The following is a 16,171-nucleotide window of genomic DNA, read 5'->3' as shown; positions in this document are numbered from 1 at the left end:
GCCGCCATGCAATTCAAGTCCTATTGGCACGACACAGCCCCGCGTTTCGCAAAGCAGAGTACGGCTCCGCTCGAAGGTCATTATGACGTCGCGGTCATCGGCGGCGGCTTTACCGGACTAGGGGCGGCGCTTCAGCTCGCCAAGGCCGGCGCCAAAGTGGTCGTGCTGGAGGCGGGCACGGTCGGCTCCGGCGCGTCCGGCCGAAATGGCGGTCATCTCAACAACGGCATCGCCCATAGTTTCATCGCGGCGAAGGAGGAACTCGGCGTCGAGCGGGCGAAGGCGCTTTATCGCGCCTTCGACGATGCCGTCGACACTGTCGAGCGGATCGTTGCCGAGGAGGGCATCGACTGCAATTTCCGTCGTGCGGGCAAGCTGAAGCTTGCCTCCAAGCCAGCGCATTTCGACAGCATTGCCCGGAACTTCGAGGCGGTCCATCGCGAAATCGACCCCGATACGGCGCTGCTGACCGCAAACGATCTCAAGACAGAAATTGGGTCGACGTCGTTCCATGGCGCGATGCTCTCCAAGAAGAGCGCGATGATGCATATGGGGCGTTATGCGGTCGGTCTTGCAGAAGCCGCAGTGCGTAGCGGCGCGGTAATCTTCGAGAATGCCGCCGTCACCGACAGGAAGGTCAACGGCAGCCGGCATGAACTGACGACCACGCGCGGCAAACTCTCGGCAGATAATGTCTTCCTGGCAACGGGCGCTTATACGCCCGGCATCTTCAGCTATTTCCGCCGTCGCATCGTTGCTGTCGGCAGTTTCATCATTGCCACGCGTCCGCTGACCAAGCCGGAGGTCGCCGCGACCATGCCCGGCAACCGCACTTGCGTGACTTCGCTCAACATCGGCAATTATTTCCGGCTCTCGCCGGACAATCGCCTCATATTCGGCGGCCGGGCGCGGTTTTCCGCGACGTCGGATCAGCAATCCGACGCCAAGAGCGGCGAGATCCTACGCGCCAGCCTCGCGGAAATCTTCCCGCACCTTGCCAAGATCGAGATCGACTATTGCTGGGGCGGTCTTGTCGACATGACCAAGGACCGTTTCCCGCGCGCGGGCTATGTGGACGGGCTTTGGTACGCGATGGGCTATTCCGGCCATGGCGCACAGATGGCGACGCATATGGGCATGATGATTGCCGATGCCATCCTGGGCAAAGCCGATCGCAATCCCGTCAAAGGCCTCGAGTGGCCGGCGGTGCCGGGGCATTTCGGCAAGCCCTGGTTCCTGCCGCTGGTCGGCATGTATTACAAGACGCTCGATCGGTTCCAATAGTCGGATCAAGTATCACGCCTTCGAAGGGATGCGGGCAATGACCTTGATCTCGAAGTCGAAGCCGGCAAGCCAGTTCACGCCGACGGCCGTCCAGTTCGGATAGGGCGGACCGCTGAAGATCTCCTGCTTGACGGCCATGATTGTTGCGAACTGGTTTTCCGGGTCTGTGTGGAACGTCGTTATGTCCACTATATCATCGAACGTGCACCCCGCGGCGTCCAGCGTTGCCTTGAGGTTTTCGAAAGCCAAACGGACCTGATGCCCGAAATCAGGTTCCGGCGTCCCGTCGGCACGGCTGCCGACTTGCCCGGACACGAACAGAAGGTCACCGGAGCGAATGGCGGCCGAATAGCCATGTTCCTCGTAAAGGGCATGTCTGTTGGCGGGAAAAATTGCCTCACGTTTGGTCATTCTCGATCTTTCTTCGTTATCGTTGGCGACAGCGGATGAGCAGGATGCATTCTGCTTCACACGCCGCCTCATCTCATATACGATGCGTATGTGAAATAACTGGCATACGCGCCGTATGTCAAGTCCACATACGCATCGTATATGAAATTTGAGGGCAGGATGGCGAAACGACGTATCGATACGATGGAGGAGAACCGTGCCAAACTGATCGCGGCGGCGCGAAAAGCCTTTGCTGAAAAAGGGTATTCGGCTGCATCAATGGACGAGCTGACGGCCGAGGTCGGCCTGACGCGTGGGGCGCTCTATCATAATTTCGGAGACAAGCGCGGGCTTCTCGCGGCAGTTGTCGATCAGATCGACTCGGAGATGGCATCGCAGGCCCAAGAGATCGGCGCGCGAGTGGGAGACGATTGGAAAGGCCTGCTTGCCGAAGGCGCCGCCTATATCGAGATGGCGCTGGTTCCGGAAGTTCAACGCATCGTTCTGCTCGACGGACCTGCCGTGTTGGGTGATCCATCAAAATGGCCCAGCCAGAGCAGTTGCTTTCAGGAAACCAAGCGGACGGTAGAGCGTCTTATCGCCAAAGAGATTTTCAAGCCGCTCGACGCCGAAGCAGCCGCTCGGCTTCTTAGCGGCGCCGCGCTCAACGCTGCTCTTTGGGTCGCAGCCAGCGACGATCCGAAGCATGTGCTGCCAAAGGCTATCGAGACCTTCCGTGCTTTGGCTGCTGGCCTTCTCGTGAAGCCCGAGTGAATTCCCGCTGGGCAGGAAAGCTGTCAGAATGTCTCTGCAGCATGTCGGTAGGGCGCCCCTTTTGGCGCGCCCTTTTTGTTGCCTTTGGCAGGCTCAGCCAAGCCCGCCGATGTGGAAGGTCTTCAACTCGAGATATTCCTCGATGCCGACTTGCGAGCCCTCGCGGCCGAGGCCGGATTGCTTGACGCCGCCGAAGGGGGCGACTTCGGTTGAGATCGCGCCGGTGTTCAGCCCGACCATGCCGAATTCCAGCGCTTCGCCGACGGCCCAGGAGCGCTTGAGGCTTCCGGTATAAAAATAAGCCGCAAGCCCGAAGGGCGTGCCGTTGGCGATGGCGATCGCCTCCTCGTCGGTCTTGAAACGGAAGAGCGGGGCGACCGGTCCGAAGGTCTCCTCACTGGCAAGCAGCATGTCGGTGGTAGCACCCGACAGGACGATGGGGGCTGCATATTGCCGGCCTTCCGGAAGGCTCGAAGCCTTTGCAACGATCGTCGCGCCTTTCTCGACGGCATCGGCAACGTGGCGCTCGATCTTCTCGATGGCGGCGGCATTGATCATCGGACCGATGTCGACGCCCGCTTGCGTGCCAGGGCCGACCTTCATGGCGGAAACGCGGGCGGCCAGTTTTTCGGCAAAGGCGTCGTAGACCTTGTCCTGCACAAGGATGCGGTTGGAGCAGACGCAGGTCTGGCCGCCATTGCGGAATTTGGAGGCGATAGCGCCTTCGACGGCAAGGTCGAGGTCGGCATCGTCGAAGACAATGAAGGGCGCGTTGCCGCCGAGTTCGAGGCTGAGCCGCTTGATGCTGTCGGCGGCGCCGCGCATCAGCAGTGCGCCGACGCGGGTCGAGCCGGTGAACGAGATCTTGCGGACCGCTTCATTGCGCATCAGCTCGTTGCCAATCTCGGTCGGCAGGCCAGTGACGATGTTGATGACGCCCGAAGGGATGCCGGCGCGTTCGGCCAGAACACCAAGCGCCAGAGCTGAATAAGGCGTCAGGTCGGATGGCTTGATGACGACCGTACAGCCGGCGGCGAGCGCCGGGGCCACCTTGCGGGTGATCATCGCATTGGGGAAGTTCCAGGGCGTGATGATGCCGCAGACGCCGACCGGTTCCTTGAGGACCACGATGCGTCGGTCGCGGGTCGGCGAGGGTATGGTCGTGCCGCCGATCCGGCGCGCTTCCTCGGCGAACCATTTGACGAAGGAGGCACCGTAGCGGATTTCTCCACGTGCCTCAGTCAGGGGCTTGCCCTGCTCTGTCGTCAGGATCAGGCCGAGATCGTCGCAATGTTCGATCATCAGATCATGCCAAGCTTCCAGCAGTTGTGCCCGCTCGGCATGGGTCTTCGCCCGCCAGGCCGGGAAGGCGGCGCTGGCGGCTTCGATCGCAGCGCGCGTCTCCGTCCCATCCATGTCGGGAACCGTGCCCATTACTGTCTGCGTGGCCGGATCGATGACGTCGACGGTCTTGCCGGAGGCGGCATTGCGCCAGAGTCCATCGATCAGGCCCTGTTGGCGCAATAGGCTCCGGTCCTTGAGGTCGATCATTGTTGTTGTTTCCTTGTCGTTCAGGCGAGTGCGTTCAGCACGGCATGGGTGATGGCGTCAGTCTTGTCCTTACCAGGGAAGGTGCCGATGCCGGCTTCGGTTGTCGCGGCAATCGCACGCATGATTTCGGCTGCGGCTGGCTTTTCGCCGAGATGATCCAGCATCATGGAGGCCGACCAGATGGCGGCAATCGGATTGGCGATGCCGAGATGGGCGATATCGGGCGCGGAGCCGTGCACCGGTTCGAACATCGACGGTGCCGTGCGGTTCGGGTTGAGATTGGCAGAGGCGGCAAAGCCGAGCCCGCCCTGGATGGCGGCCCCGAGGTCGGTCAGGATATCGCCGAAGAGATTGGAGGCGACGACGACATCGAGGCTTTCCGGCGCCAAAACCATGCGGGCCGCCATGGCGTCTATGTGATAGTTCGTTACGGTGACGTCGGGATAGTCGGCGGCGAGCCGCGCCGTGATCTCATCCCAGAACACCATGGAATATTTCTGCGCATTCGATTTGGTGACGGAGGCGAGCTTTCCGCGGCGTGCGCGGGCCTGTTCGAAGCCGAAGCGCAGGATGCGCTCCACGCCGGCTCTGGTGAAAATCGAAGTCTCGACGGCGACCTCGTTTGCCGTGCCCTGGTGCACGCGTCCGCCGGCCCCGGAATATTCGCCCTCAGTGTTCTCGCGAATGCAGAGAATATCGAAGTCGCGCGTCTTCAGCGGCCCTTCGACACCCGGCAGCAGACGGTGCGGCCGAATATTGGCATATTGCTCGAAGGCCTTGCGGATCGGCAGAAGCAGGCCGTGCAGCGAAACGGAATCGGGCACCTCGGCCGGCCAGCCGACCGCGCCGAGCAGGATGGCGTCGAATTTGCGCAGCGTCGCAATACCATCGGCCGGCATCATCGTGCCCGTTTCCTTGTAGTAGGTGCAGGACCAGGGAAAGCTGGTCGGCTCCAGACCGAAGCCCGCCTTCCCAGCCACTTTTTCCAATATCTGCCACGCCGCGGCGGTAACGTCCTTGCCAATGCCGTCGCCGGGGATGAGAGCGATCCTATAGGTCTTCATGTCAGCTCCTCAGATGTTGATCAGCACGGATTTGCTGCGACGATTGGCGAGATAGGCATCGCGGCCAAGGTCCTTGCCGATACCAGAGTTCTTGTATCCGCCAGTCGGCAGAATATGGTCGCGGGAACGCCCGTAGCGATTGACCCAGACGGTTCCGGCCTGAAGGCGGCGCGTCACGCGGACGGCCCGAGAAAGATCGCGCGTGAATAAGCCCGCCGCAAGCCCGTAGGTCGGATGATCGGCAAGCAAGAGCGCTTCCTCCTCCGTCTCGAAGGTTTGCAGCGTCAGCACCGGCCCGAAAATCTCTTCAGTGACCGCAGGCGAGGCCTGGTCGACCCCGGCGAGCAGCGTTGGGGCATAAAAATAGCCTGGTCGATCCAGCCGCGAGCCGCCGGTCAGGCATTCCGCGCCGGCGCCGATCGCGGCCTGAACGATGCTGTCGATGCGCCCGATCTGGCGCTCCGAGATAACGGGCGAATAGAGGCTTTTCTCGTCCCAAGTGGGGCCTGGTGTGATCTGACGCATGTGCCCGAGGATCGCCTCGGCGAGAGGTTCGGCAATCGAGCGCTCGGCAATCAGCCGCGAACCCGCCACGCAGGCCTGGCCGGCATTGGCGAGGACGTTGCGGGCGATCGCCTCGGCGGCCAGATCGAGATCGGCATCGGCGAAGACGAGTTGCGGGCTTTTGCCGCCGAGTTCCAGCGTCATCGGCTTGACGCCGCTGCGAGCGATATTCTCCATGATCGCCGCACCGGCTGCCGTCGAACCGGTGAAGCTGATCTTGCTGATACCGGGGTGGCTGGTGATCGCCGCGCCGGTGGTCGGGCCGTCGCCGAGAACGATGTTGATCAGACCGGCGGGAATGCCGGCGCGCACCGAGAGTTCCGCCATGTAGAGCGTCGAAAACGGCGTCATCTCGGAGGGTTTCAGCACCACGGCGTTGCCCGCTGCCAATGCGGGGCCGAGCTTCCAGCCGGCCATGGAAATCGGGAAGTTCCAGGGCGTGATCGCGCCGACGACCCCGTAGGGTTCGGTCATGATCATGCCGAGGCTGTGGTCGTCAGTCGGGACCAGATCGCCACCTTCCTTGTCAGCGAACTCCGCGAAGAAGCGGATCTGCTCGGCAGTAATGGCGATATCGCCGGCGACGAGCTGGCCGATCGGGCGGGTCGAGGATACGGCTTCTAGACGGGCGAGCGTCACGGCCTCTTCTTCCATCAGGTCAGCCCAACGAACCAGCGCCTTGGTTCGCTCGCGCGGCCGGAGGGAGGACCAGCCGCTGGTCTTCAGAGCCCGGTTCGCGGCCTCGACGGCGCGGTCGACCAGGTCCTTTCCGGCCACCGGACATTCCGCGAAAGCGACACCATCCGACGGCCGGTGCATGGTCATGCCGCCCATGGCTGCGACATAGCGGCCGTCGATGAAATGTCCGCTTGGGAGATCGAGCGAATTTGGATCGAAACTAAGGGTCATGGCCGTTCCTTACCGTCGGGTCGGGCAAGTCTATCGGCTGCACCCTGGCAGTTTCGATTGATGCTTCCGCCGTCGCGACGGAATATCCCGTTTGCCCTCAGTGTTTCAGCGCAAGATTCGGCGCTTTAGAGAACGTCACGCAATGTAGCCAGAAAGGGCCGTACAAATCGCGAGGCGGGCCGGGCGTCATTGGTGGCGGCCACCATCTGCATGGCAAGACGCGGTTCGAAGGGGCGGGCCACCAGACCCTCGAAGCCATGCCAGGCAACGAGCCCGTCGACCAGGGCGATGCCGAGCCCCTCGCGCACCAGCGGCACAGCGCCAACAGAGGAGGCAATCTGAATGGCAACCTCGCGCTGCAGGCCGCAGCTCGAAAAAGCTTCGTCCATCGCCGCGCCGATTTCCGCATGGGCGCCGTAGGAGATCAGCGGCAAACCGTCGAGATCGGCGGGGCCGATCCTTGCCTTGGATGCCAGGGGATCATCGGCCCGCATTACCGCGACGATCGGGACATCGCTGAGGATTTCGCTGCGAACGGTTGGGGCTTCGATCACAGACAAGGTGACGGCGAGGTCGATGTCGCCGAGAAGCAGCGCCTCGGCGATCTCGCGCTTCGGCAGGGCATGGAGATGAACCTTCACTTCCGGATGCTTCGCACGAAAGCGCAGGAGTGCCTTCGGCAGCACCGAATAGGTGACCGCCAGGCTGATCCCGAGCCTCAGCAAACCGATCTTCTGCGCACCGATATCCCGCGCCAGCGATTTCAGGGCTTCCATCTCACGAAACACCCGGTCGGCATCTGCAAACAGCAGGTTTGCCTCCATGGTCGGCACGAGCCGCCCGCCGATACGATCGAACAGCGTGTAGCCGAGCTGGCTTTCCAGGTGATGAAGAAACTTGCTGGCGGCGGGCTGCGATATCCCAAGCGAATTCGCGGCTGCGGTCAGCGTACTGTCGCGCATGATCGCCCGGAAGATTTCTAGCTGGCGTGCGTTCATGAGATCCGCCTTTAGGTTATGGATGTCATAACCAATCGCCGCAGACTGTCAAACGCCGTAGCGTTCGCGCATCTCGGCGAAGATGGCGCGCATCTCCTCGGCAACATCGCCCGACCTGTTCAAGCCGGAGGCGACCGCGTCGAAGATCCTGTGCTTCAAGAAGAATCGCCAGCCGACCGGCACGCTGGCGAGAAAGCCGGTCAGCAGATCGTAGCGCTCTTCCGTCCATACCGATTCAAAGGCGATTCGCTCTGCGGCATAGGTGATGGGAGCGGTCTTTGGCGATCGGTCGGCGCGTAGGGCTGCGGTCGCCTCGCTGTCAACCGCGCCACGCGATATCGCCACGCCGTAGTCGCGTCGCGCACTTTCCATTGAGATAGCGCCGCGGCGCACATCCTGAATGACCTTTTCGACCGGCCGCTCGAACGGATCGCCGTAGCCACCGGCGCCGGGACCAATGACGCGGATCACGTCGCCGGGATTGCAGTGCACAATGTCCGTATTGCCGAGCGAAATCTCGTCGTCTCTGCCGGGGTTGCGGATAAAGCGTGAGATAGTGCCGGCATGGCCGCCTGCGAGACCCCACGAGGGCATGACCGAGCGATTGCGATTGCGTGCCGTCACAACGGTTTCCGGTGCAGAGACCTGAAATTCCATCACCGCCGACAGGCCGCCGCGATAGCGACCCGGCGCGCCCGTATCGGTCTCCAATCCGTAGCGCAGAAAGCGGATCGGCACTTCCGCCTCGCTGATCTCGATCGGCGTGTTGCGCAGGAAACCCGTGGCGCCGCCGGCGCCGTCGCTTCCGTCGCCGATCGGTGTTCCGCCGCCACCGCCGCCGACCGGACCGATCGAGGCCATGACCGGCCGGCCGTTTCTGGCGCTGGTCTTGATGTTCATGATGGCATTGCCACCGGGAGAGGCGGCCGGCATCAGCTCCGGAAGCGCCTTAGCGAAGGCGCCGACCGTGACGATCTGGGTCATGGCGCAGGTCAGGGAACGCATGCCGACTGCGGCGGGACGCTGGCAATTGACGATGCTTCCTTCGGGAAGCACCGCGCGCGCCGGCCGGAGCGTTCCGGCGTTGAGCAGCAGCGAATTGTCGAGGGTGTATAAGACATAGGTCAGGCCCACCATCACCAGCGGATGGCGTTCGCGCCCGCCGGTGGGCATATTGAGCGACGACCCCAATTGCGGATCGCTGCCGGTATAGTCGAGTTCGATCTCGTCATCGCGGATGCGCAGCGTCAGCGCCACACGGCAAGGTTTGCCGCCGACCGAATCCTCGTCGGCATAATCCGCGAAGAAATAGTCGCCATCCGGTATGCGCTTGAGAATGGCGCGCGTCTGTTCCTCGGCATAGTCGAGAATCTGGCCGACACCATTGATGAAATCGTCAAAGCCGAAGCGGGCAATGATCTCCTTCAGCTTGCGCTCGCCGATATTGACGGAAGCAATCTGGGCATTGAGGTCGCCGATGTTCTGATCCGGCAGGCGGACATTGGCTCTGACAGTGTGCAGCACGAAATCGTTCAGCACACCGTTCTCGACGAGCTTGACCGGCGGAATGCGCAAGCCTTCCTGCTCGATTTCGGTGAGCGAGCGCGACAGCGAGGCAGGGACTGCGCCGCCGACATCGGTATTGTGGATATGGCCGACGACGAAGCAGGCGATCTCGCTGCCGTGAAACACCGGTTTCCAGATATGGATATCGGGAGAATGGGTCGCGACGAAGCCGCTATAGGGATCGTTGGTGATGCAGATGTCACCCTCGGCATAGCCATCGAACATGTCGAGGAGCGGGCGGTAGTCGATGCCGCTATACCAAGGCGCTCCGAACTGACGCGGGCTTGCGAAGGCAAGCCCCTCGCGCGTCACCACCTGGCAGGAGAAGTCCTCCGTTTCCTTGACGAAAGCGGAGTGCGCCGTGCGCATCAGGGTGAAGGCCATGGCATCGGCGGCGGCGGCACAGAAGTTGGCGAGCACCTTCAGATTTCTGCGATCGATCGCCATCTCAGGCCTCCATGCGGGTGATGACAAGGTTGCCGAACCGGTCGACATCGACGACGAAATTCGGCGGGACGACTGTCGTGGTATCGTCCTGCGCGATGATTGCCGGCCCGGTCAGGCGATGTCCCGCCTTCAGATCGCTGCGGTGATAGACTGCAGTCATGGCAAGGCGGCCGTCGAACCAGGCTTCGGCCGAGAAGCGGGGCCGGACAGGCTCGTATGCGGGGCCGAGTTCGGCCAGATACGGTTTGGGCGTCGCACCCGATATGGTCAGGCGGAGATTGATCATCTGCACCGGCGAAGCTGAGGCCGCATGGCCGAAAAGCCGCGCATGTTCGGCATGGAAGGCATTGACTATGGCATCGGCATCGATCTCTTCGAGCCAATCGCCCTGAAGCGGGACTTCGATCTCGTAGGATTGGCCGAGATAGCGCATATCGGCAAAGGCCTGGACGAATGCAGGCCCGGCGAAACTCTGTTTTTGCCGCAGCCAATGTTCGGCCTCAGCTTTCAGTTCCCGGTAGGGTGCGACGACAGTGGCCATCGCCTCCTTCGTGACGTCGCAATAGACGGTACGGATGAAGTCGTTCTTCAGGTCGGCGATCAGGCCGCCGAGGGCAGAGACGACGCCGGGAGTGGGCGGAACCACGACGCCCCTCATGTCGAGTTCGCGCGCCAGGAAGCAGGCCAGCATGGCGCCGGCGCCGCCGAAGGCAAAGAGATGGAACTCCCGCGGGTCGATCCCGAAGCGGGAGATCAGGCCGCTGACCTCGGCATACATGCCCGAAACCGAGATGTTGAGGATGTCGCTTGCCGTCGCTTCGATCGTACCGCCGAGCGTCGTTGCAAGGGGAGCAATCGCCGCGCGGGCGGCAGCGCGGTCGACCTCAACCGCACCGTAGCCGAGCGGCATGTGGCCGATCAGATTGCAGGCCGCGACCGCATCGGTGACCGTCGGCCGAACTCCACCGCGTCCATAGCAGGCGGGACCCGGCGTCGAGCCGGCGCTGTCCGGGCCGACCTGAAGCATCCCGAAGACATCCACCCAGGCAACGGATCCGCCACCCTGTCCGACGGAGCTCACCGATACGGAGGGGATGTGAATCTGGAAATCCCCGATCAGCTCGCCCACACCATATTGCGGCAGGCCATCGAGGATGACGGCGACATCGGCACTGGTGCCGCCAATATCGAGGCTCAGAATGCGGTCAAAGCCGCTGGCCTTGGCGAGATAGCCTGCCCCGATCACTCCGGAAGCGGTGCCAGAGAGGATCATCTGTACGCAATCGTTTCGCGCTTGGTCGATGCCCATCACGCCGCCGTTGCTCTTAGTGATCAGCAGGGGGCAAGCAAGCCCCTCCTGCCTCAGCACGCTTTCGAAACGGTCGAGGTAGCGAGACACGCGTGGCTGCACGTAGCCGCTGATGACGGCCGTAATGGTGCGCTCATATTCGCGGATGATCGGCCAGGTTTGCGCGGAGGAAAAGACCGGCAGGCCCGGCACAAACCTTTCGATCATTGCCTTGACGGCAAGTTCGTTGGCCGGATTGCGATAGGCGTTGAGGAAGGCGATGACAATACCCTTGCAGCCGGCCCGTTCGGCAGCACGCACGGCCCTCTCGACATCGGCCTCATGCGGAGCCCCGAGTATATCGCCGGTAGCGGCGGTTCGCTCGTCGATGCCGAATACGCGATCGCGCCCAATCAGCGGCTCCGGCCGCACCGAATAGAGATTGTGGATCTGCGGGATCTTCAGGCGCGCGATTTGCAGCACGTCCTCGAAATTCCGTGTGGTGAACAAAGCCAGGTCATGGCCGTTGCGCTGGATGACCGTGTTGACGCCGACGGTGGTGCCATGGGTGAAATAATCGACCCCAGCAGTATCGAGGCCGTCGCGGGCTTTGAGCGTCGAAAGACCTGCGGTGATTTCCGCGCCCGGCTCATCCGGCCGCGAGAAGACCTTGAGGGTGGAGATGCGTCCGCTCGCCTCATCAAACACCGCAAAATCGGTGAAGGATCCCCCGACGTCGACCCCGATACGATAGCCCATGTGCTGTTTCCTTGTGCTGGCCGGAGCAGAATGGCGGGTGAGCCTCACGGTCGCCAGTAACAAGAGCAGCGCAATCCATAACCCTTGGTTATGGGCTTTCAGTGGTTTTTCGGATGCTCATGTAATATTCCGGGTGTGGGACTGGTGCGAAGCCGGCCTTTGCGTAGACCGCATGCGCATCACGCGTCGCCAGCATCCAGTTGCTCACCGTTTTCAGCTCTGGATGGCTTTGGATCACCGCCGTAAGAAACGTCGCCAAGCCCCGGCCGCGATGGTCCGGCAGGGTGAAGACATCGCGCATATAGGCAAAGATAGCGAGATCCGTGACGACGCGTGCAAAAGCGGCAAAATCGCCGTTCGGCGCATAGATAGCGACCGGCAGCGAACCGGCGAGCGCCCGTTCGAGCAGAGCGCGATCGAGGCCACGCGCCCAGTAGGATTCTTCCGAGAGATAGCGATGGATCCGATCGACATCGAGGCGAGCGCGATCCGTGCTCAGCGTATAGCCCTCATGTTCGGCCTCAAAGACCGGCAAGTCCGCAAGGCTTATCATCAGCTAACCGTCACATAGATCTTGCGGACCGTCTCTATCGTTCGCCATACGCCCTTGAATCCCGGCTTCATGACGAAGCTGTCGCCGGCGCGATAGGTTACGGATGTGCCGCCCTCATCGGTCAATTCGATGACGCCCTGAAGAATGTGGCAGAATTCGAAAGTCTCGCCCTTGATCGAGCGCGTTTCGCCCGGGGTTGCTTCCCATACGCCGGTGTTGATCATGCCGTCGCGCGCACTGTCTTGAGCCCAGGTCTTGAAGGACGGATCTCCGGAAATCAGCCGGTCCGGCATGGCCTTGGAGTGTTTCGGCTCGAAGGCCGGCTGCGGGTCGATGGTTTTCAAGAGAGACATGGGGTTCCTTTCCTATTGATGATCAGTAGCCGCGGCTGCGGTCGACAAGACCGATCGGGTCGAGCCCAGCCTCGTGGCGGCGAATATTGGCGACGACGGTGTTTGCGGCCGTCTCCGGCTGCGTGACGCTGGCAATGTGCGGCGTCAGAACGATCTTGGGATGGCGCCAGAGCGCATGTCCGTCCGGTAGTGGCTCCGGTTCGGTGACGTCGAGGACAGCGCTGCTGATATGGCCGCCGTCGAGCGCTTCGATGAGAGCCTCCGCGTCGAGCTGCTGGCCGCGGCCGGCATGCACGAGGCCGGCGCCTTCAGGCAGCGCCTTGAAGAGATCGGCATTCAGGATGCCGCGCGTCTCGGGCGTCAGCGGCAAGAGGCAGACGAGAATATCGACGCCCGCCAGAAATTCCGGCAATTGATCCGTTCCGTCATAGCAGGCGACGCCCTCAATGCTGCGCGGCGAGCGGCTCCACCCGCGAAGCGGAAAGCCGAAAGGCCGCAGCCGATCGATGACGGCAAGGCCGAGATTGCCGAGGCCGAGTATGCCGACACAGCGGTCGGCTGCCTGCCGAACCGGGCGGGAGGCCCATTTGCCCGCCCGCTGCTGCTCCATATAGCCAGGCAGATCGCGATGCAGCGCAAGGACGCCCAGCGTCACATATTCCTGCATCATCCTGATAATGCCGTCCTCGACCATGCGGACCAGCTTGACCTTGTCGGGAAGTGCGGCCAGCGAGAACTGGTCGACGCCCGCGCCAATCGAAAACAGGATTTCGAGATTGTGATAGCGGTCGAGATCGGCGGGCGCTGTCCAGGTCAGCAGATACTTGATCGTTGCCGGATCGACGCTAGCCGAATCCGTGACGAAGGGGAGGGTCGGCAGTTCGCGCGCGAAAGCCGCGGCAAAGATCCTCGCCCGCTCTGCATCCGAGTTGAATAAAAAGGCCATGGGCTTCCTCTGGCTTGCTCCGGGTATTCTGCTGCCGGCGTCTCAACAGGATGCATCGAAGTGGGGTCAATCAACCGCATATCGATCCGTTTTTCGTGCCAACGACGTATGCCGCCAGAACATCAACGGACGAGACGATCTCCCAGCGCTTCGATCATGCTGACACAGGCAGACAATTCGCTCTCCTCAATGAATTCGTTGGCTTTGTGCGCCCGGCCGATATCGCCCGGACCGCAGATGACCGCCTCCATTCCGGCCGCCTGATAAAGGCCTGCTTCCGTGCCGTAGCTGACGGCGGCGAGCGGTGGCCGCCCTGTCAGCTCCTCCATCAGCAGGGCAAGCGGCGCGTCGGCGGTAAGGGACAGGGCCGGATAGCTGCTTATGACCTCCCAGCGCGCCGTAAAGCCGCGCTGTTTCAAGGCGCCCAGGCGTCCTTCGATCCCCGCGAGCAGACTGGTTGGATCGACGCCGGCGATCGCGCGGGCTTCCAGCTCGATGGTACATTCTTCGGGAATGACGTTGACGGCCTGCCCGCCATGCATAGTGCCGACCTGCAGCGAGGAATAGGGCGGCTCGAAATTGTTGTCGAATGGCCCTTGGGTCAGATGCTCGGCGGTCGTGACTGCTTCGCCGAGAACGTCGGCCATCGCATGGATGGCATTGAGGCCGAGATCCGGCCGCGAAGAATGACCGGCGCGACCACTGATGACGACCCTTGCTGCTGCTTTTCCTTTATGGCCGCGGATGGCGCGCATGCCGCTGGGTTCGCCGATGATGCAGCCCTCCGGTTTGGCACAGAGATCGGGAAGCCGTGCGATCAGATGCGGAACGCCGCGGCAACCGGCCTCCTCGTCATAGGAGAAGGCAAGATGCAGCGGCCGGGCGAGCGAGCGTCCGGCAATGGGCGGCAGCGCAGCAAGCGCACAGGCGAGAAAGCCCTTCATGTCGCTCGTCCCGCGGCCTGCGAGCCGCGCGCCGTGACGCTGCAAGCGAAAGGGATCGCTTGTCCACCCTGGTTCTGCTGCCGCGACAACGTCCATGTGCCCGGAGAGCAGGTATCCAGGTCGGTCGGCCGGACCGACGGTCGCAAACAGGTTGGACCGGTCTCCTTCAGGCCCGGTAAGGACGAAGACCTTTGCGCCGGCCCGCTCCAGATAATCGGTGATCCAGCCGACGATCTCATGGTTTGGCGTACCGACCACGGAGGGAAATTCGACCAGCTTTTCGAGGATCTGTGCCGCTGTCATCGCGATCATCACAGCATCCCTGGCTTTCCGAGATCGGTGCCGTCTATCATGCGCTCATATCGGTAGGGCTTGGGATCGACGCAGGGCTTCTCACCGCGAATGAGATCGGCGGCCAGCATGCCGGCGGCGGGTCCGATCCCGAAACCGTGACCACTGTAGCCTGAGGAGACAAAGAGGCCAGGCCGTGAAACGATCGGCGAGATCACCGGTATGGCATCTGGCGTGGAATCCACCATGCCGCCCCAGCACTCGGCCGGACGGATGCCGGCGAGTTCAGGATAGGTCGCCACCAGTCGGGCAATGCCGCGCTCGACAAGATGAGCATCCGGCTGCGGATCGAGCGTGCGGATGCGCTCGAAGGGAGAAACGCCGTCCGCTTTCCAGCGGGCAATTGCTTCCGGCCCTTCCATAAATTGGCGGCCAAGGGCAAAGGTCAGACCTTTCCGCCTCGTTTGAAACGTACGCCAGAAATCGCGGGCCTGCAGCAGGCCATAGGGCGTGATTTGCAACTGGCCGAGGCCGCTCAACCCCACCGTATAGCCGCCGTCCAGCCGGCGGCGGATGGTCACGTCCTCCATCGCGATCCCGCCATCGGTCACGGCCGGTGCAGCGACGGTATAGAAGGATGTGGATTTAACGCATGCCTGCAGGAAGCGGATCCCATGATGCCTCAGGAACATACCGCTCCAGGCGCCGCCGGCAACCAGAACGGCCGACGCGCGGATCGCACCCTTTTCCGTGACGACGCCGCTGATCCGCCCCGCTTCCGTTTCGAGCTCACGGGCGGCACAGTTCTGGACTACGACGGCGCCAAGCCGCTGGGCACCGCGCGCCAATGCCGGCACCGCAAGCTCAGGTTCCGCGCGTCCATCGGTCGGGGAATGGACGCCACCGTTCCAATGACGGCTATTGCCGGGAAGCATCGTGGCACATTCGGCTCCCGTCAGCATTCGTGTATCGACGCCGAACTCCTTGCCGATGTGGCTCCAACGCTCCCAAGCGTTCAGGTCTGCCTTGCGTGTCGTGGCATAGACAAGGCCGCTGCGGCGAAAGCCGGTTTCATCGCCGAGTTCCGTATTGAGATTGTCCCATCTGCGCAGGGCAAGCCGTGCGAGCGGTAGTTCTCTCGGATCACGGTTCTGCTGGCGACACCAACCCCAGTTGCGGCTCGATTGTTCGCCGGCGATCACGCCTTTTTCGATGAGGACGACGGAGGTTCCGCGCCGGGCGAGTTCGTAAGCGGTTGCGACACCGGCCATGCCGCCGCCGAGAATAACGACATCGGCGGATTTCGGGACATCCTGATTGCTGGCGACGCGACCGACGGGAGGGGACATCGATGGACCTCTGTTGTGTGTGGAGGGAAGTATCCGGAAACGGAAGGTTTCATTCAGAATAAGCCGCGGCCTATCCCCTGCCTGCCGAAAGCCCCGTGGCTTTGGTGGAATCTTTCGAATTCGCGGGGATCTCAAGCGTAT

The 16,171-nt window shown here is 62.3% G+C and carries 14 protein-coding genes; 2 read left to right on the top strand and 12 right to left on the bottom strand.

Annotated elements, in window-relative coordinates; genetic code table 11:
* The first annotated feature begins 6 nt into the window (after nucleotides 1-6).
* Complete coding sequence (locus tag N2601_RS25445; protein ID WP_260304139.1) at nucleotides 7-1,284, top strand: NAD(P)/FAD-dependent oxidoreductase; 1,278 nt, start codon at nucleotides 7-9, stop codon at nucleotides 1,282-1,284.
* A gap of 12 nt (nucleotides 1,285-1,296) precedes the next feature.
* Here the strand turns inward: N2601_RS25445 and N2601_RS25440 are convergent, their stop codons facing one another.
* On the bottom strand, nucleotides 1,297-1,695 hold the full coding sequence (locus N2601_RS25440) for a RidA family protein (protein WP_260304138.1): 399 nt from the start codon (nucleotides 1,693-1,695) through the stop codon (nucleotides 1,297-1,299).
* A 159-nt stretch (nucleotides 1,696-1,854) separates the two neighbouring features.
* Between N2601_RS25440 and N2601_RS25435 the strand changes: the two genes are divergently transcribed.
* The gene (locus N2601_RS25435; protein WP_260304137.1) at nucleotides 1,855-2,448 is read left to right on the top strand and encodes a TetR/AcrR family transcriptional regulator; all 594 of its coding nucleotides are present in this window, start codon (nucleotides 1,855-1,857) and stop codon (nucleotides 2,446-2,448) included.
* A 93-nt stretch (nucleotides 2,449-2,541) separates the two neighbouring features.
* Here N2601_RS25435 and N2601_RS25430 read toward each other — a convergent pair whose 3' ends face one another.
* The 11 genes from N2601_RS25430 to N2601_RS25380 all read right to left on the bottom strand — a co-directional run bounded on the left by N2601_RS25430 (nucleotide 2,542) and on the right by N2601_RS25380 (nucleotide 16,030).
* Entirely contained in the window at nucleotides 2,542-3,999 is a 1,458-nt protein-coding gene (locus N2601_RS25430) for an NAD-dependent succinate-semialdehyde dehydrogenase (RefSeq protein ID WP_260304136.1), read from the bottom strand.
* A 20-nt stretch (nucleotides 4,000-4,019) separates the two neighbouring features.
* Nucleotides 4,020-5,063 (bottom strand): tartrate dehydrogenase, encoded by a 1,044-nt coding sequence (locus tag N2601_RS25425; RefSeq protein ID WP_260304135.1) that lies wholly within the window; start codon nucleotides 5,061-5,063, stop codon nucleotides 4,020-4,022.
* A 9-nt stretch (nucleotides 5,064-5,072) separates the two neighbouring features.
* Nucleotides 5,073-6,536 carry an aldehyde dehydrogenase family protein gene (locus tag N2601_RS25420; RefSeq protein ID WP_260304134.1) on the bottom strand — a complete coding sequence of 488 codons (1,464 nt, stop codon included), beginning with the start codon at nucleotides 6,534-6,536 and terminating at the stop codon, nucleotides 5,073-5,075.
* Nucleotides 6,537-6,661: 125 nt separating this feature from the next.
* Complete coding sequence (locus tag N2601_RS25415; RefSeq protein WP_260304133.1) at nucleotides 6,662-7,534, bottom strand: LysR substrate-binding domain-containing protein; 873 nt, start codon at nucleotides 7,532-7,534, stop codon at nucleotides 6,662-6,664.
* Nucleotides 7,535-7,582: 48 nt separating this feature from the next.
* Nucleotides 7,583-9,547, bottom strand: a complete 1,965-nt coding sequence (locus tag N2601_RS25410; protein ID WP_260304132.1) for a hydantoinase B/oxoprolinase family protein — start codon at nucleotides 9,545-9,547, stop codon at nucleotides 7,583-7,585.
* Nucleotide 9,548: 1 nt separating this feature from the next.
* A complete protein-coding gene (locus N2601_RS25405; protein WP_260304131.1) occupies nucleotides 9,549-11,594 on the bottom strand; it encodes a hydantoinase/oxoprolinase family protein in 2,046 nt (681 codons plus the stop codon).
* Between the two features lie 88 nt (nucleotides 11,595-11,682).
* Entirely contained in the window at nucleotides 11,683-12,147 is a 465-nt protein-coding gene (locus tag N2601_RS25400) for a GNAT family N-acetyltransferase (protein ID WP_260304130.1), read from the bottom strand.
* Nucleotides 12,147-12,500 (bottom strand): cupin domain-containing protein, encoded by a 354-nt coding sequence (locus tag N2601_RS25395; RefSeq protein ID WP_260304129.1) that lies wholly within the window; start codon nucleotides 12,498-12,500, stop codon nucleotides 12,147-12,149. Before N2601_RS25395 ends, N2601_RS25400 begins: the two co-directional genes overlap by 1 nt.
* A gap of 22 nt (nucleotides 12,501-12,522) precedes the next feature.
* Nucleotides 12,523-13,446 (bottom strand): 2-hydroxyacid dehydrogenase, encoded by a 924-nt coding sequence (locus N2601_RS25390; protein ID WP_260304128.1) that lies wholly within the window; start codon nucleotides 13,444-13,446, stop codon nucleotides 12,523-12,525.
* Nucleotides 13,447-13,568: 122 nt separating this feature from the next.
* The gene (argE, locus tag N2601_RS25385) at nucleotides 13,569-14,693 is read right to left on the bottom strand and encodes an acetylornithine deacetylase (protein ID WP_445945042.1); all 1,125 of its coding nucleotides are present in this window, start codon (nucleotides 14,691-14,693) and stop codon (nucleotides 13,569-13,571) included.
* A gap of 8 nt (nucleotides 14,694-14,701) precedes the next feature.
* On the bottom strand, nucleotides 14,702-16,030 hold the full coding sequence (locus N2601_RS25380; protein WP_260304126.1) for an NAD(P)/FAD-dependent oxidoreductase: 1,329 nt from the start codon (nucleotides 16,028-16,030) through the stop codon (nucleotides 14,702-14,704).
* Nucleotides 16,031-16,171: the final 141 nt, after the last annotated feature.

The organism is Rhizobium sp. CB3060 (assembly GCF_025200735.1).
GTDB lineage: Bacteria > Pseudomonadota > Alphaproteobacteria > Rhizobiales > Rhizobiaceae > Rhizobium.
This window is presented reverse-complemented; position numbering and strand designations above follow the sequence as displayed.